The sequence below is a fragment of the Klebsiella sp. 141162 genome (genome assembly GCF_050600755.1).
Lineage (GTDB): Bacteria > Pseudomonadota > Gammaproteobacteria > Enterobacterales > Enterobacteriaceae > Klebsiella > Klebsiella aerogenes.
Map to the genome: position 1 here is coordinate 314835 of NZ_JAQIRI010000001.1, position 20871 is coordinate 335705.

Here is a 20871-nt window from a genome sequence, read left to right on the forward strand (position 1 = left end):
CGTCAGCTTAACGCCAGCAGCTGGCGGGTGTACTCCTGAAGCGGTGCCGTAAATACGCGCTCGCATTCACCCTGCTCGACGACTTCTCCCTGCCGCAGCACTATCACCTGATGACAGAGCGTCCGTACAACACGTAAATCGTGGCTGATAAACAGATAGGCCAGCTGATGCTTTTGCTGTAGCGTCTTCAGCAGCGCCAGGATCTGCGCCTGCACGGTTTTATCCAGTGATGAAGTCGGTTCATCTAACACAATCAGCTGCGGTTTGACGATCAGCGCCCGGGCAATGGCGATACGCTGGCGCTGGCCGCCGGAGAATTCCGCCGGATAGCGCTGTCGCGTCGCGGGGTCGAGCCCCACTTCCTGCATCACCTGAATCACCGCCTGTTCACGTTCCGCGGGCGTCAGCGTTGGCTGATGAACGCGTAATCCTTCCTCGATAATCTGCAGGACGCTCAGGCGCGGGTTGAGCGATGAATTCGGATCCTGAAAAACGACCTGAATGCGTCGGCGCAGCGGCAGCATCTGGCGGCGATTTCGCCCCTGGATCGACTCGCCGGCAAACTGCATTTCTCCGCTGGAGTTAATCAGCCGCAGCAGCGCCAGCCCGGTGGTGCTTTTGCCAGAGCCGGATTCTCCCACCAGCCCCAGCGTTTCTCCGGCCCGCAGGGTAAAAGTCAGATGGTTGACCACCCGATTGTGATCGACCACCCGGCGCAGGATCCCTTTGCGGATTGGGAAGGCGACGTTGAGATCGCGGGCCTGCAGCAGGATGGGCGCATCGGCGGATAGCGGCACCGGTTTGCCGGTCGGTTCGCTATCCAGCAGGCGGCGGGTATACGGATGCGCGGGCGCCTGAAACAGCTCCCGGCAGCCGTTTTCTTCGACGCAGCGGCCGTTTTGCATCACCGCCACCCGGTCGGCAAGCTGGCGGACAATACTTAGATTGTGGGTGATGAACAACATCCCCATGTTGAGCTCATGCTTCAGTTCGCGCAGCAGTTGCAGAATTTGCGCCTGCACCGAGACGTCCAGCGCGGTGGTTGGTTCATCGGCGATGAGCAGCTCCGGGCGCGTCAGCAGCGCCATGGCGATCATCACCCGTTGGCGTTCGCCGCCGGAAAGCTGGTGCGGATAGTCGGCAAGCCGCCGTGAAGCGTTACGGATGCCAACCCGATCCAGACAGTCGAGGATTTCGCCGCGCGCCGCCTCTTTGCGCATGCCGCGGTGCAGCGAGAGCACCTCGTACAGCTGTTTCTCCAGCGTATGCAGCGGATTGAGCGAGACCATCGGCTCCTGGAAAATCATCGCGATGCGGTTGCCGCGGATCCCGCGCAGGGTACGCTCATCGGCGTGCAGCAGCGACTGGCCGTGAAAGCGGATATCGCCGCTGGGATAGCTAACCGGCGGCGAGGGCAGAAGGCGCAGTACCGACAGCGCGGAGACGCTCTTGCCGGAGCCGGATTCGCCGACCAACGCCAGCGTTTCACCCGCGGCAATCTGCAGCGTCAGGTTGCTAACTACCGTTTGGCTTGCCCCTTGCTGGCGGAAGGCGATAGAGAGGTCGTCAATGTCTAATAACGGCTGGCTCATGTTATACCGCCTTACTCGGATCGAAGGCGTCGCGGACCGCTTCGCCAATGAAAATCAGCAACGTCAGCAGCACCGCCACCGACAAAAATGCCGCCATCCCCAGCCACGGCGCCTGCAGGTTATTTTTCCCCTGCAGTAGCAGTTCGCCCAGCGACGGCGAGCCTAGCGGCAGGCCAAAGCCGAGAAAATCGAGCGAGGTCAGGGTGGTTATCGAACTGCACAAAATAAACGGCAGGAAGGTGAGGGTGGCGACCATCGCATTCGGCAGCATATGGCGCAGGATAATATGGCGATCGCTGACCCCCAGCGCCTGTGCGGCGCGAATATAATCGTAGTTGCGGGTGCGCAGGAATTCGGCGCGAACCACCCCGACCAGCGTCATCCAGCCAAATAAAACGGTGATTGCCAGCAGCCACCAGAAATCAGGTTGCACTACGCTTGAGAGCAGAATAATTAAAAATAGCGTCGGCATTCCGGACCATACTTCGATAAAACGCTGCCCCCACAGGTCGAGCTTACCGCCGTAGTAGCCCTGCAGCGCCCCGGCAAGCACGCCAAGCACGCTGGAGAAGAGCGTCAGCAGCAGACCGAATAATAATGAGATCCGCGCGCCATAGAGGATCCGTGCGAATACATCGCCGCCGTTAGCGTCGGTACCCAGCCAGTTGTGCCTGGACGGCGGCGAAGGGAAGGGGCTGTCGGTGGCGAAATTGATGCTGGTGGCGCCGAAACGCACCGGGGCCCACAGCGCCCAACCGTTTTCCGCCAGCCGTTTTTGCAGCCAGGGATCCTGATAGTCGGCGGCGGTGGCAAAATCACCGCCGAAGGTCGTTTCGCTATAGGTTTTCAGCGCCGGTACGTACAAACTACCGCGATACTGCACCAGCAGTGGCTTATCGTTGGCGATAAGCTCGGCGCACAGGCTGCAAATAAACAGCGCCAGGAAGATCCATAGCGACCAGTAGCCGCGGCGGTTGTGGCGAAAACGCGCCCAGCGGGCCTGATTAACGGGGGAGAGAAATGACATTAGCGGCCCTCGAAATCGATACGCGGATCGACCAACGTATAGCTGATGTCGCTGACAATGTTTAATAACAGGCCGATTAACGTGAAGATATACAGAGTGCCGAACATCACCGGGTAATCGCGCGACACGGTGGCTTCGTAGCCGAGCAGCCCAAGACCATTGAGCGAGAACATCACCTCAATCAGCAGCGAGCCGGTAAAGAACATGCTAATGAAGGTGGCGGGAAAACCGGCAATCACCAGCAGCATGGCGTTGCGAAAAACGTGTTTCCACAGGATCTGTTTTTCCCCGACGCCTTTGGCGCGGGCCGTCACCACATACTGTTTGCGGATCTCATCAAGGAAACTGTTTTTAGTCAGCATCGTCAGGGCGGCGAAACCGCCGATCACCGTCGCCAGCACCGGTAAGGTGATATGCCAGAGATAGTCGGCGATCTTCTGATACCACGGCAGGCTATCAAAATTAGCGGAGACCAGGCCGCGCAGCGGAAAAAGATCGAAATAGCTGCCGCCGGCGAAAATCACGATCAGTAATATCGCGAACAGAAACGCCGGGATGGCGTAACCGATGATGATAAATGTGCTGCTCCAGACGTCGAAATGGCTGCCGTTACTGACGGCTTTACGGATCCCCAGCGGTATCGACACCAGGTAGATAATCAGCGTGCTCCACAGGCCGAGGGTAATAGACACCGGCAGGCTGTCTTTAATCAACTGCAGCACCGAAGCGCTGCGAAACAAGCTATCGCCAAAATCAAAGCGCAGATAGTCGCCGAGCATCTTAAAGTAGCGTTCGTGAATCGGTTTATCGAAACCGTAGCGGTGGGTGATTTCGGCAATCACTTCCGGATCGAGCCCACGCCCGCCGCGATAATGACCTTCACTGATATTGCCAACGCCGGTACGCGCATGACTGGCGCCCATACCGCTATCTCCTGCGCCGGGCAACCCGCTGCGGTCGCCGAACTCCACGGCGGCGATCGCCTGATCGACCGGACCGCCTGGCGCAATCTGCACGATAAAAAAATTGATGGTGATGATGGCCCAGAGCGTCGGGATCACCAGTAATAGTCGGCGGAGCAGGTAGGCGCCCATCTTTAATCCTTAACGTCGGTCCGCGGGAAGCCTGGCGGCTTTGTTAACATCGTACCACCAGCCATCAAAACCGGAGGAGTAGGTCGGGCGTGTTTGCGGGAAGGAAAATTTATTCCAGTAAGCCGTCCTGTCCTGCGCCATATACCACATCGGCAGCATGTAATAGTTCCAGGTCAGCACCCGGTCGAGCGCGCGGCCCAGCGGCAGGAGTTTCTGTTTGTTGCCCTGCCAGCGAACGATCTGCGCAATCAGCGCGTCGACCGCCGGGTTCTGCACTCCCGGCGCGTTATAGCTGGAGTTAATATAGTCCGAGGCCCACGAAACCTGTAAACCCGTATCTGGCCAGGCGGTGGCGCGCCACAGCGAAGGCATCATGTCGTAATCGCGGCTCCGCAGTCGGCTGGTGGCCTGGGAGTTATCCACCTGACGGATATCCATCGTCACGCCTAAACGCTGTAAATTATGCTGGAACGGTAGTACCCAACTGACGTTGCCGCCGGAAGCGAGCAGCAGCTCAAAGCGCAGCGGTTTGCCGGTTTTACGGTTTACCCGCTGACGGTTTTTTAGCACCCATCCCGCCTGGTTCAACAGGGCATCTGCTTTAAGTAAATTGGCGCGATCAAACCCATCGCCGTTGGAAACGGGCGGCTGATAAATCCGGGTAAAGACCTCTGGCGGCACATCTTTTTTCAACGGCGCCAGCAAAGTGAGTTCATCGGCCTTCGGGTAATCACGAGCGGCATATTCTGTATTCTGAAAGTAACTGTTTGGTCGACTGTAGGCGCCGTAAAACAGCGCCTTATTCATCCATTCGAAATCAAATGCAAGGGTGATGGCTTCACGCACCTGGCGGTCGGCAAAGACCGGGCGCTGAGTATTAAAAGCCAGCCAGCGGGTATCCTTTGCCGAGGTAGTCGTGCGATCGTCTTTCACTATATAACCGTTGCTAAAGTTGCGCCCGATATAGCGCGTCGCCCAGTTTTTTGTCGAACTCTCCTCGCGCATATCTACCGCTCCGGCTTTGAAGGCTTCGAAAGCGACGTTATCGTCGAGATAGTAGTCGTAGCGAATCGTGTCGAAGTTCCAGCGCCCGCGGTTTACCGGCAGGTCGGCGGCCCAGTAGTTCTCGACTCGCGAATAGACAATATATTGCCCCATCCGCCAACTGCTGATGCGATAGGGGCCACTGGCGAGCGGCGGCGTTGAAAGGGGGTCGCTCAGTTTATGATGGCGCCAGAATGACGCGGGCATTATCGGCAGGGACAGCAGGCTGAGCATATTTTCTTTGCCCGGCTTGGCCAGTTCGATGCGCACCGTCAGCGGGGCGATAGCTTTGACGGTCGTCCCTTTATAAATAAGACGGAACTGCGGCACCCCTTCGGTCATAAATTTTTGAAAGGTGAAAGCAACGTCGCTGGCGGTAATCGGGCTACCGTCATGAAAGCGGGCGCGCGGGTTGATGGTAATTTCCATCCACGAGAAATCATCGGTAAAGCGCGCGCGATCGGCAATCAGCGGGTAGTAGCTGCCCGGTTCATCGTCCGAGGTGGTAAACAGAGTGTCATACAGCGCATCGGTGCGTACGCCGGGATTACCGCGCAGGGCGTAGCGATTGAAATTGTCGAAGGTGCCAATGGCGGCAAGCGTAATACCACCGCCTTTTGGCGCATCCGGATTGACGTAATCGAAGTGATGAAAGTCAACGGCATACTTTGGCTCGCCGATAATAGCGAACGCCTCGCTCTCTTTTATGGTTTGCGCCTGGCTACTAAGGCTAAATAAAGCCAGCAGCAGCAGGCCGATGCGCGCAAACATAGTTGGAATATCATCCTCTGACCATTAACCCCGATGGTTTCGCATCATAAGCGACCCTCAGCGGCTTGTGAAATAATTTGCCGGTTCATCATGAGCGGCAACCAGTTTATCCAGCGGCAGCGGCCGGCTGAAGCAGTAACCTTGCAGATATTTCACGCCGTGAGCGCGCAGCCATTCCGCCTGCTCCGGTGTTTCTACGCCTTCTGCCACGGTTTTCAACTGCAGGCGGCGGCTTAGCGTTAATACCGCATCCAGGACGGGAGAGGTGACGGTTTCGGTACCGATCGCCTGCACAAAACCACGATCGATCTTCAGATAATCAAAGTTATAGCGCTCAAGATAAATTAGCGCGCTATGGCCGGTACCAAAATCATCAATAGCAATTTCGAAGCCCTGCTGGTGCAGCCACTCAAAAATAGCCATCGACCGGTTTTTATCGATCATCGAACGCTCGGTTATTTCCAGCACGACGTCGAAGTAGTTTGCGGGTAACGCGGCAGCAAAACGTCGCATATCTTGCTGAAATTCGGCGGCATGCAGGTGGGCGGGGGAGATATTCAGGCCAAGCTTGGTGCCGCGCGGCAAAATGCGCTGCAGAGTCGGCGCATCGCGGGCAATCAACATTAACAGGTGATGGGTGAGCGGCACGATCATCTGCTGCGTTTCCGCCAGATTAATAAAGACGTCTGGCGGGATTTCACCCACCACCGGATGCCGCCAGCGCATCAGCACTTCAACGCCGCTAATCTGCAGGGTATCGGCCTTTACCACCGGCTGGTAGACCACGTAGAACTGGTTGTTTTTGATGCCCAGTTGGATCGATTTCCGCGGATCGGATTTGATCGTCAGGATGTAGTAGCTGAGTAAGCCGGCAAGCATGCCGCATACCACGCCGAGCAGCAGGGCGAACTGGGTATTCTCGCCAAACCAGCTGTTGGAAAAGAGATACACTTTTAGCGGTAGCCCCGGAACCTGAATCTGGCGTATCGGCTCATTGGGCAATGATAGCGGATCGATAATTTTGCTGCTGAAGGTCGAAATCGCAGTATGGCCGATGGCCAGCGCAATACCGTTGAAGTCATTCTGCCGTGCGGTATAGAGGATGTAAGGCGTCAGATTAGCATTGATGGATACAAAAATGCCGCTGTCTCGATCGCCGGGGTGTTGCACCCACATTGCCAACGCGGCGGTGTCCGGCATCATCGGTGTGCCCTGGAGGATGGCCATATCCAGGGGTTTATTGATATCAAGCTGCGGTATCAATTGTTTAAACGGTGTGTTCATTGCGCCAGTGGCGGATGAACAGAACGCTTTACCGTTTTTCACCAGCAGGAAGGCGCGTACGTTCGGACTGAAGGCGGCGCTGGCAGCCAGGCCGGAGTCAATATGCTCACAGGGCTGATCGAGCAGAGGCTGCAGGCCCTCGATGGTTTCGCTTAAATCGGCGAAATAACTATTAAGGTAGTGACTGACGTTATTGATTATCTGATCGAAACGTTCAGAGCGGTTGTGGTAGATAACCATAAACTGGATGCTGCCGGCCAGTAGCGCGACGGCAACGCCAATGCAAATACTGGTGAGCCAGATTTTACGTCGGGGTGAAAAGTAGCGGGTTAGCATAGGCCAGAATCTGTCCGTATAATTGAATCATGCCAATGGGGTGCCAGAAGAGTATGGTTCCATTTCCTTTAAAAGGCATAGCTTGTAAAGACATAGCTTATTTTGCGGAGATCATCGGCGGAAAAGCAAAAAAACACTGCCGGGGCAGTGTTTTTTCATTTCTTACCGTCAGCCAAGGGATAACCGACGGTAAGAAGAGGTATCAGGAACGACTCAGAACGCGACGCGCTTCGTTATAGCGCTTTTTCCAGTATGGCTCATCCAGGCTTGAGATGGTGACGCCGCTGCTGGTAGAGGCATGTACAAACTGGTTGTTGCCGATGTAGATACCGACATGACGGCCCGTAGAGCCCGCACGGAACAGTACTAAATCACCGGTACGCAGTTGAGTGCGCGAAATCGATTTGCCGGAATCCTGCTGCTCGGAAGTTGAGCGCGGCAGCTCCAGACCAAATTGTTCACGGAAAGTACGCTGCACGAACGCCGAGCAATCGATCCCTTTCCGGGTGCTGCCGCCAAGGCGGTAACGCACGCCTTTCCAGCTAGCATACTGGTCCATCAAGCGGGACTTAACGTCCAGGTTGCTGACCATTTTTTCAAATTCATCCTGAGAGGCTTGCAGTGATGATAAATCTCCACTACCCACAGCATGCGTCTCAGAATGCATATTCTTGGCGGTACTTGTTGAACTACACGCGGAAAGCAGAACCGCAACTGCAATCGCGGGGACGACCCGCAAGATATATCTCAAAATCGGCTGAGATTTGACCATTATGTTTATTTTCCCTTGTTGTCCTTAACGACAATGTCGTTATAAAAAATGCCAAACGTGGTAGAGCCTAGATTCCAGAAAGCAATGAGACAATTCCTTAAGCCTAAAAATGTGGAGTACCGCACAAATTTATTCAAATGATGAATTGTGTTGCCTGGAAGGGCAAAACGAGAAAGAGATTACCCTATCAAACGTGGGATGGCGAGCGGTTTTGCGCGATTTCTTATAAGTATTTTTGCGACAAAAAGTGAATCATCGGCAAAGGGAAAAATAGCGCCTTTTTTGGCTGAAAAATATGCAATATCTTCATTTCAATGATGATTAATGTGACAGGAAGATGATGTCGCGAATAAATCATCAGCAAATATAAAAAAAGGGGTCAGAACGACCCCTTATGGATAATATTAATAAAATGTAAAAATGATCTTATTTTTTTGCTATTCCACCCGGAAGCGAACGGTCAAACCAGGCGATCAACTTATCGGAAAGCGAGGTCATTAATACCCACGGCGCACCTATCAGCACCGCGCTGAGCGACCCTACGGCAATATCGGTGAACCAATGGGCGCCGATCATCACTCGCGGGAAAGCAAAAACCACAAAAATAACCAGTGCAATGATAAATGCCCGGCGGCCGAAATATCGCCACATAAACGAGGCGAAAATGAGCAACATCATGCCGTGGTCGCCCGGGAAGCTATCTTTTGAAGCGTCTTTAGTTGGCAGTGAGACCACGTCGCTGACTTTCGTAATATCCGTAAAGAACAACGAAGGGCTGGCGCGCTGTACCGGCATCAGATGCTGGGCAAGTTGATTGATAATCACCGCCGCGAGCAACATCACCAGCCCCATAAGGATAATGCGACGGCGTTCAGCGCTCTGCGCTTTGATCCAGAAACTGAGCATCAGACAGCCCATCGCCAGCAGCGAGCAGGCGTCGAACGCGCGATTGTTGATAATGGCTAACAGCCAGGCATACGCGCGGTTGGTGCTGACGCCCTGGTTAAAGAAGTGAAAAATAGCCGAGTCAAGCGGGAACCAGAAACCGTGATTTGCCGGTAGATACCAGGAACAAAATAAGGCTACGCCCGCGACGTTCAGCAGCAAGATAAGGGGGATACGGTTTTTAGTCATAACAGATGCGATTTTTTTAAACAGCGGCCAAACATAGCCGCATTAACTTAAACGAAGCTTCAACAGCGAGGACTGCAGGGCATTCCAGTCAACTTCTGACTCGGAAATCAGTTCGATGCGGCTATCCGGCGGCGGCGCGTTTTGGGTTTCGATGTGTAGATCGAGCCCCTGACGGTTGATACGCACCAATCCTTCAGCAATACGCATCACGCCTTTCACCCGGCCAACCGGCGCCAGGCGCGCCCATTCCAGCAACCCAACGGTGTCAAATTGGGTATCAGCATCAAAAATCCAGCCGCAGGCATGGTATCCCTGGCCGCTGTTAACACTGCGACGCCAGCGTTGATGCGCCGGTAGATTCAACGCCGCCAGACCCTGCTTTTGCCCGTGACTATGCACGTGGTCCGGGCTTGCCGGCAGCGGGGCGGTGTTACGGCGCGGGAGATCCAGCAGCGCGAGCTTGATATTCCCCTGGGTGGCGTTTACCTGCAGGCGCTCCCCGGCGTACTGCCGCCACCAGTTGGCAAAAGCGGCATCGCTTTCCGGCGTCGCCCGATCGCTTTTATTGGCGACGATGACATCGGCTGCGGCCAGCTGATCGCGGAAATTATCATTGGCCACGATCTTTTCCTCCAACAGCTGGCGCGGATCGAGAATGCACAGCGTCGCGCGCAGATCGATCCACGGTTCATAGACGGCGGCGGTGAGGATATCGAGAATTTGCTTCGGATGGCCCAGCCCGGTAGGCTCAATCAACAGACGGTCAGGTTTTCCCTGGCGCAACAGCGTATTGAGCCCAACCTGCATCGGCAGACCGTTGACGCAGCACATGCAGCCGCCGGGGATCTCTTTTAGCAACGCGCCGCTTTCCGCCAGCAGGGCGCCGTCGATGCCGACTTCCCCAAACTCGTTGACCAGCACGGCCCATTTTTCATCCGCAGGTTTATTGGCCAGTAGATGAAGAATTGAGGTCGTCTTGCCGCTGCCGAGAAAGCCCGTGATCAGGTTAGTTTTGGTCACAATTTCTCCAGCACAGAAATGTAATGTTGTAACAGTTGCGACTATCCTGACGAAAAAAGGGGAAAAAGAGAAGGGATACTGCGGACAGAAATGCATTCTGTCCGCTAAACAGCAGAAATTGTTAACTGCGTAGCGCCTTAGCCACAGCTTCGCGGGCGCCTGATTTAACCAACTGATGCCAGGCTGCAGTGACGTCGGCAACAAACTGCGGATTGCCCGGTAGATCCTTGCCAAATATCTCTTCGAGGCTGAGCAGGGCGCTGACGCGCTCTTCTTGCTGGCTGGCGTCAACCAACTGTTTGATTTTGTCGACCAGCGGGTCGCGCACATCAATGGCTTGCCCGGCGTCGTCGACGCCGCTTACATAACGCATCCAGCCAGCCACGCCCAGCGCCAGCAGCGGCCAGCGGCTGCCGTTTGCCAGATGAACGCGAATACTATCGAGCATGCGCTGCGGCAGCTTTTGGCTGCCGTCCATGGCGATTTGCCAGGTACGATGCTTTAACGCCGGATTGGCGAAGCGCGTTATCAGGCTGTCAGCATAGGCAACTAAATCCACGCCGGTAATCGATAGCGTTGGCGCTTGTTCATCAAGCATCAGGCGGCGTGCGGCATGGCGGAAAACATCATCCTGCATACAGTCGCTCACATGCGCGTGCCCTGCCAGATAGCCCAGCCAGGCGAGGAAAGAGTGGCTACCGTTGAGCATCCGCAGTTTCATTTGTTCCCACGGCAGGACGTCGCGGGTCATCTGTACGCCCGCCGTTTCCCAGGCCGGGCGCCCGGCGACAAAATTATCTTCCACCACCCATTGAATAAACGGTTCGCAGCTGATGGCGCAGGGATCTTCAACGCCCAGCACGGAGACAATCTCCGCCAGCGATTCTTCGGTGGCGGCCGGTACGATGCGGTCAACCATAGTGCCGGGGAAGCTGACATGTTCAGCAATCCAGTCGGCCAGCTCCTGACTACGTTTCTCAGCCATGCCGAGAACGGCGTTTTTCACGACGTGACCATTGTCGGGAATATTGTCGCAGGAGAGTACGGTGAAGGGAGCGAGTCCGCGTTCGCGGCGACGATTGAGCGCTTCAACTAAAATACCGGGAGCCGACTGCGGCAGCGTCGGGTTTTCCAGATCGTGAACGATACGCGGCTGGGTTGGATCCAGTTTACCGGTCGCCGGATCGATGCAGTAACCTTTCTCAGTGATCGTCAGCGAAACGATAGCCACCTGCGGTTCGCAGAATTTCTCGATAATCGCCGCCAGCGAATCCAGTCTGGCGTTCAGGCATTCATGTACTGCGCCAACCACGATCGGCTGGTTACCCTCAGCGCCTTTTTCCAGCACCGTAAACAGGTGGTCCTGCGCACGCAGTTGGCTCATCAGCTTATCGCCGCTGAACAGGCTGATTTCACAAATTCCCCAGTCGCCGCCGCCGGCGTTAAGCACCCGGTCGGTTAGCAGCGCCTGATGCGCGCGGTGAAACGCGCCAAAACCAAGGTGCACGATACGCGAGCGCAATTGGCGGCGATCGTACTGCGGAAGTTGCACGCCTGCTGGCAGCGCGGCGGTAGCGATAGTTGTCATTTTTATACACCTGATTAACCAATGATTAACATCACGCAGTGTAAAGTTATATGACAGCAATTTAAATTGGTAAGCCGAATTTATCCGCTTAGTGTGAGCTGGATCAATCAATGCTACGGGCGAAATTGACCATTCAGCAGAAGCATGTATGGTAGTCGTCATGATGTTTCACATTATTGGTATAACAACTTAAAGAGGGCATTGCGATGGAGCAAACCTGGCGTTGGTATGGACCGAACGATCCGGTATCGCTTGATGATGTGCGCCAGGCGGGCGCCACGGGTGTCGTGACGGCGTTGCATCATATTCCGAATGGCCAGCTCTGGCCGGTAGACGAGATTCAACAGCGTTTAGCGCTGCTGGCGGAAAAAGGCCTGAGCTGGTCGGTGGTCGAAAGTATCCCGGTGCATGAGGATATCAAAACCCACAGCGGACAATATGATAAGTGGATTGCCAACTACCAGCAGAGCATCCGCAATCTGGCGGCCTGCGGTATTGATACCGTGTGCTATAACTTCATGCCGATTCTGGACTGGACGCGTACCGATCTGGAATATCAGCTGGCCGATGGCTCCAAAGCGCTGCGTTTTGACCAGATTGCTTTCGCCGCTTTTGAACTGCACATCCTTAAACGCCCGGGCGCCGAAGCTGACTACAGCGCTGAAGAGCAGCAGCAGGCTGAAGTTTACTTCAAAGCGATGAGCGCGGCGGATATCGACAAGCTGACCCGCAATATCATTGCCGGTCTGCCGGGAGCGGAAGAGGGCTATACCCTCGATCAGTTCCGCGCGCGGCTGGCGGAGTATGACCACATCGATAAAGCGCAGCTGCGTGAGAACATGGCCTACTTCCTGCGGGCGATTGTGCCGGTGTGCGAAGAAGTCGGCGTGCGCCTGGCGGTTCACCCGGACGATCCGCCGCGTCCGATCCTCGGCCTGCCGCGTATCGTGTCGACGATCGACGATATGCAGTGGTTGAAAGAGACGGTAGACAGCATTTATAACGGCTTTACCATGTGTACCGGATCCTACGGCGTGCGCGCCGATAACGATCTGGTGAAGATGGTGGAAACCTTCGGCGATCGTATCCACTTTACCCATTTGCGCTCTACCTGCCGTGAAGAAAATCCAAAAACCTTCCACGAGGCGGCGCACCTGAACGGCGACGTCAATATGGTGGCGGTGGTCAATGCTATCCTGAGCGAAGAGCTGCGTCGTAAGAAAGCCGGCGATCTGCGCCCGATCCCGTTCCGTCCGGATCACGGCCATCAGATGCTTGACGATCTGCGTAAGAAAACCAACCCCGGTTATTCGGCGATTGGCCGTCTGAAAGGCATGGCGGAAGTGCGCGGGGTTGAGCTGGCGCTGAAGATGACCAAATACCCTGAGCTGCTGTAATCATGGCGTGAGGGAAAGCAAAAGGACAGCCAACGGCTGTCCTTTTTTGTGCCTGATATCGGCAGCGAGTAGATACTGTTATCGGTTTGCAAACTTTTAGCTTGAGAAAAGCGTTTATCTCGTTTCGCTCCAGAGTATCTTGCGCTCCCGGTTAATTTTTCTGCAATATGTTTTCCGTGGCGCAGGGAGCGCACAGAGGGCGGCCAGTCGCCGCCGCCCTCTGTACTCCCGGGCTCTGGCCGCCAAAATCGCCACTTCGTGGTTCCTTCGACTTATCCCTGAAGGCTTCGGGTCGGGCCGAGGCAGCGTCCTTGCAAAACACGGCCCTCAGCCCGCATCCATGCGGGCTGCCCCGGCCTTCCGGGAACGTCTCAGCGATTTTGAGGCCACCAACACCGGCAGTTTCAGTAACCATGGGTACAAAATAGAGATCTTAAGCTCACAATGGCACGAACTGTAGCCCGGATAAGGCGCGCAGCGCCGCCATCCGGGAACAGACCCGGCCTGCGCGACGCGGGGCCGGGCAACCGTCAGAGGAGGGGGGTTAGTCCGCGCGGCCCATATAGCGGCACTCTTCGATATGAATGCGGATTTTCTCACCGCTGGTCAGGTATTCCGGAACCTGAATGACCAGCCCGGTGCTCATAGTGGCCGGTTTGGTGCGCGAGCTGGCGGAAGCGCCTTTGATACCCGGTGCGGTTTCTACGATTTCCAGGTCAACGGTCTGCGGCAGCTCCAGCGCCAACAGCTGGCCATCCCAGGTCAGAACCTGCATATCCGGCATGCCGCCTTCCGGGATAAACTGTAGCTCTTCTTCGATCTGCTCTTTGGTGAAGGTATACGGGGTATAGTCTTCTTTATCCATGAATACATATTCGTTGCCATCGACGTAGGAGAAATCAACGAAACGACGGGTCAGGGTGACGGTATCAACAATATCGTCGCCCTTAAAACGCTCTTCTACTTTCAGGCCGGTACGCACGTCGGAAAAACGCATTTTATACAGCGTTGCTGCGCCACGGGCGCTTGGCGACTGAATATCAATATTTTTAACAATCAGCAGTTTGCCGTTGTAATTCAGCACCATACCTTTTTTAATTTCATTCGCTCTTGGCATTGCAGTAATCCTGTCACTTAAAGGGTCAAAAATATCGCGTAAAACTACTCGCGCCGGGCCTTTCAGGCAAGCGGAATTCGCGACTTTTGCTATCTCCTGGCAAATCTTCGATCGGCGCTGCTGAAAAAGCCGTTTCGCCAGCTTCAGCTTTCCTGATAGCCGATATTTTGCTACTGTCCGCCTCCCACTCATTAAGGAGTCAGGTATGGAATGTCGCCCGGACTGCGGAGCCTGTTGCACCGCGCCGTCCATCTCAAGCCCCATTCCCGGAATGCCTGACGGCAAGCCGGCAAATACACCGTGCGTGCAGCTGGATGAACATCTGCGTTGCAAGATTTTTGCCTCGCCGCTGCGCCCTAAAGTCTGCGCGGGTTTACAACCGACGGCGGAAATGTGCGGCAGCACGCGTCAGCAGGCGATGGCTTATCTCATTCATCTCGAAGCGCTGACTGCGCCCTAAACGTCTTTAATACGCCACAGGCAGACCTGGGCGATAATTCCCATCACTAGCGCAATCCAGAATACCGCGTGATAGCTCCAGATTTCCGCGACGACGCCCGCTAGCGAGCCGGCGATGATCCAGCCGACGCGCGTGGTATTGGTATAGAGCGTGGTCGCCGCGCCCGCCTGGCCCGGCATCAGATCCTGAAAATAGAGCATACCGATACCGGCGAGGATCCCGATGTAAATCGCGTTCAGCGCCTGCATCCCCAGCAGCAGGGCCGGGGTATGGACGGTCAGTATACCGATATAAAACAGCAGCCCTGCAAGCGCGGCAATGCGCATCAGCAAGCGCTTACCAAAGCGTTTCGCGTAATACCCGGCAATCAGCATGGTGGGGATTTCCAGCCCGGCGGCGGTCCCCATCATCAGCCCGGCCAGTTTCTCCGGCAGATGAAGTTCATTAATGATAAACAGCGGCATATTAATGATATAGAGGCTGTTGGTGCCCCACATTAACGTACAGATGCTGAACAGCAGCAGCGCGTCGCGGCGGTTGGTGCGCGGCGCTTCGAGATGACCAACGGCGGTTTTGCTCTCTTTACGCATGCTGGGCAGGAAAAACCAGACCATCAGCGCGCAGATAATAAACGCCACGGCGGCGCTGAGATACATCACGGTAAAACCAAAACCCATCGCCAGCGCGTAGGCCAGCGGTGGGCCGATTACCCACGCCAGCGAGACCTGCGCGCGCAGAATGGAGCTGAACATCACCGCCTCGCGCCCGGTTTTGTCCGCGTGTTCGCGAGCGAGGGCGAACATTTGCGGGTTGGCGGTAGAGCCAAAACTACTGAGAAAGACGCCGACGAACAGCAGAATAAAGTAGTTGCGGTTCCAGGCGAACAGCACGCAGGCCAGCACCCCCAGCAGGCAGCAGGCGACAATCAGCTGCTTGCGATCGCCTTTACGATCGGAACGCCCGGCAAGAAACTGGCTTACCAGAATACCGATGACCGCGCTGCCGGTAAAAAAGAAGCCGACCATTGCCGGGCGCACGTGCACCTCATTGGTCAAAAACAGGCTCAGGGTCGGGGTTTGTAAGGCCCCGGCGATCCCCGTCAGAAAGGCGACGATAAGAAAAGCGGAGGAGGTTAAGTCGAACCCGCGGCGGGGAAGGGCGGCGCTACTGTTTTGCATGCTGGAATATCGTTGGTTTCAGAAGAGGCGAAGTTTACGCCGACACCCATAAAATAAATAGTGGTATGGCACGAAAAATTAAAAAGGCGTTTCAAATTATGTCGTTCAGCAAAATGCTGAAGCCAATGGCGGATTTCACTATTAGCTTCAGCAAAAATGTGCGGTATCTCTAAATTCTGTTATCAGCCTTCGGAGTTTACTTGCGCAGTGCACAATAAAGGTACAGACTCATTGAAACGTTTCAGCGTCATCAGAGTATTATCCAATCATCGGGTGGCGTATTTTTTCTCATGTTAGCTGAAACGATTCACTTCAGCGGAGAGGAGAACTATGTTCCAGTTATCTGTTCAGGATATTCATCCCGGCCAGCAGGCCGCGAATAAAGAAGAGGCAATACGTCAGATTGCTGGCGCGCTGGTTAGCGCGGGTAATGTGGCTGACGGCTACGTTAACGGTATGCTTGCCCGCGAGCAGCAGACCTCCACTTTCCTCGGCAATGGCATCGCCATCCCGCACGGCACCACCGATACCCGCGACCAGGTTCTGAAAACGGGTGTACAGGTGTATCAGTTCCCGCAGGGCGTGACCTGGGGAGAAGGACAAACCGCTTATGTGGCGATCGGCATTGCCGCCAGCTCCGACGAGCACCTTGGTCTGCTGCGTCAGTTGACGCACGTTCTGAGCGACGACTCGGTGGCTGAACAGCTGAGAACCGCCACTACGGCAGAAGAACTGCGCGCTCTGCTGATGGGCGAAAAGCAAAGCGAAGCGCTGAAGCTCGACAACGAAACCTTGAGCCTGGACGTGGTCGCCAACGATCTGCTGACGCTGCAGGCGCTGAACGCCGCGCGGCTGAAAGAGGCGGGCGCGGTAAACGCCGATTTCGTCAGCCGCACCATTAACGATGCGCCGCTCAACCTGGGTCAGGGGATCTGGTTGAACGACTGTGCGGAAGGCAACTTGCGTAGCGCTATCGCCGTGAGTCGCGCCGCCAACGTGTTTACCGCTGACGGGCAGCCGGTGGCGCTGCTGATCACCGTCGCGATGGCCGATGAGCAGCCGACCGCGGTGCTTAATCGCCTGAGCAATCTGCTCATTGATAAAAAAACGGAGCATCTGCTGAAAGCCGACGCCGCCACGTTGCTGGCGCTGCTGACCAGCGACGACGCCATTGCTGAAGACGTGCTGAATGCTGAATTTGTAGTACGCAACGAGCACGGGCTGCACGCGCGTCCGGGCACGATGTTGGTCAATACGATTAAACAATTCTCCAGCGACATTACCGTCACCAACCTCGACGGTTCCGGCAAGCCGGCCAATGGCCGCAGCCTGATGAAGGTCGTGGCGCTGGGTGTGAAAAAAGGTCACCGTCTGCGTTTTACCGCGCAGGGTGAAGATGCGCAACAAGCGCTGGATGCGATTGGCGAAGCGATCGCCGCAGGCCTTGGGGAGGGCGCATAAATGAGCAGACGTGTAGCAACGATTACTTTAAATCCGGCATACGACCTGGTGGGCTTCACCCCGGAAATCGAACGTGGCGAAGTGAACCTCGTGCGCACCACCGGCCTGCATGCGGCAGGTAAAGGTATTAACGTGGCGAAAGTGCTGAAAGATCTCGGCATCGACGTCACCGTCGGCGGCTTCCTCGGAAAAGATAACCAGGATGGCTTCCAGCAGCTGTTCAGCGAGCTGGGCATCGCCAACCGCTTCCAGGTGGTGCAGGGGCGTACCCGTATTAACGTCAAGCTGACGGAAAAAGACGGCGAAGTGACCGATTTCAACTTCTCCGGTTTTGAAGTAACCCCGGCGGACTGGGAGCGTTTCGTTAATGATTCTCTGAGCTGGCTGGGGCAGTTCGATATGGTTTGCGTCAGCGGCAGCCTGCCGTCCGGCGTAAGTCCGGAGGCCTTCACCGACTGGATGACGCGCCTGCGCAGCCAGTGTCCGTGCATTATTTTCGATAGCAGCCGCGAAGCGCTGGTCGCCGGACTGAAAGCCGCGCCGTGGCTGGTAAAACCAAACCGCCGCGAGCTGGAAATCTGGGCTGGCCGCAAGCTGCCGGAGATGAAAGATGTCATCGACGCCGCTCATGCGCTACGCGAGCAAGGTATCGCCCACGTGGTGATTTCGCTGGGCGAAGAGGGCGCGCTGTGGGTCAACGCCTCCGGCGAATGGATTGCTAAACCGCCTTCAGTCGAGGTCGTCAGCACCGTAGGCGCCGGTGATTCGATGGTCGGCGGCCTGATTTACGGCCTGCTGATGCGTGAATCCAGCGAGCATACCCTGCGTCTGGCGACCGCCGTCGCCGCCCTGGCCGTCAGCCAGAGCAACGTTGGCATTACCGATCGTACCCAGTTGGCCGCAATGATGGCGCGCGTCGACTTACAACCCTTTAATTGACAGCAGGAGAGGCATAATGAAAACGCTGCTGATTATTGATGCCGGGCTTGGACAGGCTCGCGCCTACATGGCGAAGACCCTGCTCAGCGCCGCGGCGCAGAAAGCGCACCTTGAGCTGATTGATAACCCGAACGATGCCGAACTGGCCATCGTGCTGGGAACCGCGCTGCCGGCTGACAGCGCGCTGAACGGTAAAAACGTCTATCTGGGCGATATTAACCGTGCAGTCGCTCATCCGGAATTGTTCCTCGGCGAAGCGAAAGACCACGCTAAGCCGTACGTTGCGCCAGCGGCGGTAGCCGTTCCGGCCGCCGCTCAGGGGCAGAAACGTATTGTCGCCGTTACCGCTTGTCCGACCGGCGTTGCTCATACCTTTATGGCGGCGGAAGCCATCGAAACCGAAGCCAAAAAACGCGGCTGGTGGGTGAAAGTGGAAACCCGTGGCTCCGTGGGGGCGGGTAATGCCATTACTCCGGAAGAGGTGGAGCAGGCGGATCTGGTCATCGTCGCCGCCGACATTGAAGTCGATCTGGCGAAGTTCGCCGGTAAACCGATGTATCGCACCACCACCGGCCTGGCGCTGAAGAAAACCGCGCAGGAGCTGGATAAAGCCGTTGCGGAAGCGAAGCCGTACCAGCCATCCGGCAAACCGCAGGCGTCCGGTGAAGGTAAAAAAGAGTCGGCTGGCGCCTATCGTCACCTGCTGACCGGCGTATCCTACATGCTGCCGATGGTGGTCGCGGGCGGGCTGTGTATCGCGCTGTCGTTCGCGTTTGGTATTAAAGCGTTTGAAGTGAAAGACACCATGGCGGCGGCGTTGATGCAAATCGGCGGCGGTTCAGCCTTTGCGCTGATGGTGCCGGTACTGGCGGGCTTTATCGCTTTCTCCATCGCTGACCGTCCGGGTCTGACGCCTGGTCTTATCGGCGGTATGCTGGCCGTCAGCGGCGGCTCCGGCTTTATCGGCGGTATTATCGCCGGTTTCCTTGCCGGTTATGTGGCGAAGTTAATCAGCACCAAGCTGAAGCTGCCGCAGAGTATGGAAGCGTTGAAGCCGATTCTGATCATTCCGCTGATTTCCAGCCTGATTGTCGGCCTGGCAATGATCTACCTGATTGGCAAACCGGTGGCGGGTATCCTGGCCTGGCTGACCCACTGGCTGCAAACCATGGGGACGGCGAACGCGGTGCTGCTGGGCGCGATCCTCGGCGGTATGATGTGTACCGATATGGGCGGGCCGGTGAACAAAGCGGCTTATGCTTTCGGTGTGGGTCTGTTGAGTACCCAAACCTATGCGCCGATGGCGGCGATCATGGCGGCCGGTATGGTGCCACCGCTGGCGCTTGGCCTGGCAACGCTGATTGCTCGTAACAAGTTCGATAAATCGCAGCGTGAAGGCGGTAAAGCGGCGCTGGTTCTGGGGCTGTGCTTTATCACCGAAGGGGCGATTCCATTCGCCGCACGTGACCCGATGCGCGTACTGCCTTGCTGTATCGTTGGCGGCGCGGTGACCGGCGCTATCTCGATGGCGGTAGGCGCGAAACTGATGGCGCCGCACGGCGGTCTGTTCGTCCTGCTGATCCCTGGCGCCATCACTCCGGTGCTGGGTTATCTGCTGGCGATTATTGCCGGTACGCTGGTCGCGGGTCTCTCTTACGCGGTGCTGAAGCGCCCGGAAGCGCCGGCAGCGGAAGTTGAAAAAGCGGCGTAATATCAGCGCAATAGAAAAGGGCCGATTCATCGGCCCTTTTTTTGTTCCTGAATTCAGGCCACTTCGGCGGTCTGCTGCGCCCGCAGCCAGGCAATTTCTTCCGCCCAGATATCCGGGTTAATGGTTTCCAGAATCAGCGGGATACCATCGAAACGGTTATCCTGCATGATCCAACGAAAAGCATCATGGCCGATATTGCCTTCACCGAGGCTATGGTGACGGTCGACGCGGCTGCCAAAAGTGCTTTTGGCATCATTGAGGTGCATGCCGCGCAGATACTGGAAGCCGACGATCCGTTCGAATTCGGCAAAGGTCTTTTCACACTCCTCCGCGCTGCGTAGGTCATAACCGGCGGCGAAAGCGTGGCAGGTATCAATGCAGACGCCAACGCGGGATTTGTCTTCAACGCCGTCAATGATGGCGGCCAGATGTTCAAATTTAAAACCAAGATTGCTGCCCTGACCGGCGGTATTTTCGATAACCGCGGTCACGCCTTCGGTTTTCGCCAGCGCGATGTTGATGGATTCAGCGATACGCGCCAGGCATTCATCTTCCGGGATCTGCTGCAGGTGGCTGCCCGGATGGAAGTTGAGCAGCGTTAATCCCAACTGCTGGCAGCGGGTTAATTCATCGATAAACGCCTCGCGGGATTTCTCCAGCGCTTCTTCGACCGGATGACCGAGGTTAATCAGGTAGCTGTCGTGCGGCAGGATCTGCCCCGGGCCGAAGTGATATTTTTCGCAGGCGGCTTTGAATTCGGCAATCGCGTCATCGGTGAGCGGCGCGGCGCGCCATTGACGCTGATTTTTGGTGAACAGGGCGAAGGCGGTCGCTTCGATTTCGGCGGCGCGGATGGCGGCATTGGCCAGCCCGCCGGAGGCGCTTACGTGCGCTCCAATGTATTTCATAAAAAAACTCCAGTTAAGCCGCTGGGGGGAGGGTAATG

17 protein-coding genes are annotated in these 20871 nt (G+C 56.2%); 5 read left to right on the forward strand and 12 right to left on the reverse strand.

Annotation, left to right across the window (positions count from 1 at the left end):
- Positions 1-2 precede the first annotated feature (2 nt).
- From yejF to PGR23_RS01495, 9 genes are all read right to left on the reverse strand, one after another.
- Positions 3-1592 (reverse strand): microcin C ABC transporter ATP-binding protein YejF, encoded by a 1590-nt coding sequence (gene yejF / locus PGR23_RS01455; RefSeq protein WP_047043211.1) that lies wholly within the window; start codon positions 1590-1592, stop codon positions 3-5.
- Between the two features lies 1 nt (position 1593).
- On the reverse strand, positions 1594-2619 hold the full coding sequence (locus PGR23_RS01460; RefSeq protein ID WP_396279522.1) for a microcin C ABC transporter permease: 1026 nt from the start codon (positions 2617-2619) through the stop codon (positions 1594-1596).
- Complete coding sequence (locus PGR23_RS01465; protein WP_020078276.1) at positions 2619-3713, reverse strand: microcin C ABC transporter permease YejB; 1095 nt, start codon at positions 3711-3713, stop codon at positions 2619-2621. Before PGR23_RS01465 ends, PGR23_RS01460 begins: the two co-directional genes overlap by 1 nt.
- Before the next feature lie 9 nt (positions 3714-3722).
- Positions 3723-5528 (reverse strand): extracellular solute-binding protein, encoded by a 1806-nt coding sequence (locus tag PGR23_RS01470; protein ID WP_396279523.1) that lies wholly within the window; start codon positions 5526-5528, stop codon positions 3723-3725.
- Between the two features lie 57 nt (positions 5529-5585).
- The gene (locus PGR23_RS01475; protein ID WP_063414626.1) at positions 5586-7148 is read right to left on the reverse strand and encodes a cyclic di-GMP phosphodiesterase; all 1563 of its coding nucleotides are present in this window, start codon (positions 7146-7148) and stop codon (positions 5586-5588) included.
- A gap of 202 nt (positions 7149-7350) precedes the next feature.
- A complete protein-coding gene (gene mepS, locus PGR23_RS01480; protein WP_047043201.1) occupies positions 7351-7920 on the reverse strand; it encodes a bifunctional murein DD-endopeptidase/murein LD-carboxypeptidase in 570 nt (189 codons plus the stop codon).
- A 426-nt stretch (positions 7921-8346) separates the two neighbouring features.
- Positions 8347-9054, reverse strand: coding sequence for a phosphatase PAP2 family protein (locus tag PGR23_RS01485; RefSeq protein WP_047043195.1), 708 nt, complete (start codon positions 9052-9054; stop codon positions 8347-8349).
- Positions 9055-9096: 42 nt separating this feature from the next.
- A complete protein-coding gene (locus tag PGR23_RS01490; RefSeq protein ID WP_059342127.1) occupies positions 9097-10074 on the reverse strand; it encodes a CobW family GTP-binding protein in 978 nt (325 codons plus the stop codon).
- 121 nt (positions 10075-10195) lie between these two features.
- Complete coding sequence (locus tag PGR23_RS01495; RefSeq protein ID WP_047044948.1) at positions 10196-11662, reverse strand: mannitol dehydrogenase family protein; 1467 nt, start codon at positions 11660-11662, stop codon at positions 10196-10198.
- 206 nt (positions 11663-11868) lie between these two features.
- Between PGR23_RS01495 and uxuA the strand changes: the two genes are divergently transcribed.
- Positions 11869-13059, forward strand: coding sequence for a mannonate dehydratase (gene uxuA, locus PGR23_RS01500; RefSeq protein WP_430915564.1), 1191 nt, complete (start codon positions 11869-11871; stop codon positions 13057-13059).
- Between the two features lie 544 nt (positions 13060-13603).
- On the opposite strand, the gene yeiP is transcribed toward uxuA, so the two are convergent.
- The gene (yeiP, locus tag PGR23_RS01505) at positions 13604-14176 is read right to left on the reverse strand and encodes an elongation factor P-like protein YeiP (protein WP_015365690.1); all 573 of its coding nucleotides are present in this window, start codon (positions 14174-14176) and stop codon (positions 13604-13606) included.
- Positions 14177-14381: 205 nt separating this feature from the next.
- Between yeiP and PGR23_RS01510 the strand changes: the two genes are divergently transcribed.
- Positions 14382-14636: a YkgJ family cysteine cluster protein gene (locus PGR23_RS01510; protein WP_045391329.1), complete on the forward strand. Its 255-nt coding sequence runs from the start codon at positions 14382-14384 to the stop codon at positions 14634-14636.
- Here the strand turns inward: PGR23_RS01510 and setB are convergent.
- On the reverse strand, positions 14633-15814 hold the full coding sequence (setB, locus tag PGR23_RS01515) for a sugar efflux transporter SetB (RefSeq protein WP_047044945.1): 1182 nt from the start codon (positions 15812-15814) through the stop codon (positions 14633-14635). The genes PGR23_RS01510 and setB overlap by 4 nt on opposite strands.
- A gap of 330 nt (positions 15815-16144) precedes the next feature.
- Here setB and fruB point away from each other — a divergent pair, with 330 nt between their 5' ends.
- From fruB to fruA, 3 genes are read left to right on the forward strand one after another with little or no spacing between them, the layout of a single operon-like run.
- Positions 16145-17275: a fused PTS fructose transporter subunit IIA/HPr protein gene (fruB, locus tag PGR23_RS01520; RefSeq protein ID WP_396279524.1), complete on the forward strand. Its 1131-nt coding sequence runs from the start codon at positions 16145-16147 to the stop codon at positions 17273-17275.
- Positions 17276-18214 carry a 1-phosphofructokinase gene (fruK, locus tag PGR23_RS01525; protein ID WP_015365695.1) on the forward strand — a complete coding sequence of 313 codons (939 nt, stop codon included), beginning with the start codon at positions 17276-17278 and terminating at the stop codon, positions 18212-18214. It abuts the gene before it with no gap.
- 16 nt (positions 18215-18230) lie between these two features.
- On the forward strand, positions 18231-19925 hold the full coding sequence (gene fruA, locus PGR23_RS01530) for a PTS fructose transporter subunit IIBC (RefSeq protein WP_045391316.1): 1695 nt from the start codon (positions 18231-18233) through the stop codon (positions 19923-19925).
- Between the two features lie 53 nt (positions 19926-19978).
- On the opposite strand, the gene nfo is transcribed toward fruA, so the two are convergent.
- Positions 19979-20833 carry a deoxyribonuclease IV gene (gene nfo, locus PGR23_RS01535; protein WP_047078278.1) on the reverse strand — a complete coding sequence of 285 codons (855 nt, stop codon included), beginning with the start codon at positions 20831-20833 and terminating at the stop codon, positions 19979-19981.
- Positions 20834-20871: the final 38 nt, after the last annotated feature.

Coding starts and splice junctions, on each gene's coding strand:
- PGR23_RS01475 (WP_063414626.1), bottom strand. CDS start 7,148: ATGCTAACCCGCTACTTTTCACCCCGACGTAAAATCTGGCTCACCAGT.
- PGR23_RS01465 (WP_020078276.1), bottom strand. CDS start 3,713: ATGGGCGCCTACCTGCTCCGCCGACTATTACTGGTGATCCCGACGCTC.
- mepS (WP_047043201.1), bottom strand. CDS start 7,920: ATGGTCAAATCTCAGCCGATTTTGAGATATATCTTGCGGGTCGTCCCC.
- setB (WP_047044945.1), bottom strand. CDS start 15,814: ATGCAAAACAGTAGCGCCGCCCTTCCCCGCCGCGGGTTCGACTTAACC.
- PGR23_RS01485 (WP_047043195.1), bottom strand. CDS start 9,054: ATGACTAAAAACCGTATCCCCCTTATCTTGCTGCTGAACGTCGCGGGC.
- fruA (WP_045391316.1), top strand. CDS start 18,231: ATGAAAACGCTGCTGATTATTGATGCCGGGCTTGGACAGGCTCGCGCC.
- yeiP (WP_015365690.1), bottom strand. CDS start 14,176: ATGCCAAGAGCGAATGAAATTAAAAAAGGTATGGTGCTGAATTACAAC.
- fruB (WP_396279524.1), top strand. CDS start 16,145: ATGTTCCAGTTATCTGTTCAGGATATTCATCCCGGCCAGCAGGCCGCG.
- PGR23_RS01495 (WP_047044948.1), bottom strand. CDS start 11,662: ATGACAACTATCGCTACCGCCGCGCTGCCAGCAGGCGTGCAACTTCCG.
- PGR23_RS01460 (WP_396279522.1), bottom strand. CDS start 2,619: ATGTCATTTCTCTCCCCCGTTAATCAGGCCCGCTGGGCGCGTTTTCGC.
- yejF (WP_047043211.1), bottom strand. CDS start 1,592: ATGAGCCAGCCGTTATTAGACATTGACGACCTCTCTATCGCCTTCCGC.
- nfo (WP_047078278.1), bottom strand. CDS start 20,833: ATGAAATACATTGGAGCGCACGTAAGCGCCTCCGGCGGGCTGGCCAAT.
- fruK (WP_015365695.1), top strand. CDS start 17,276: ATGAGCAGACGTGTAGCAACGATTACTTTAAATCCGGCATACGACCTG.
- uxuA (WP_430915564.1), top strand. CDS start 11,869: ATGGAGCAAACCTGGCGTTGGTATGGACCGAACGATCCGGTATCGCTT.
- PGR23_RS01510 (WP_045391329.1), top strand. CDS start 14,382: ATGGAATGTCGCCCGGACTGCGGAGCCTGTTGCACCGCGCCGTCCATC.
- PGR23_RS01470 (WP_396279523.1), bottom strand. CDS start 5,528: ATGTTTGCGCGCATCGGCCTGCTGCTGCTGGCTTTATTTAGCCTTAGT.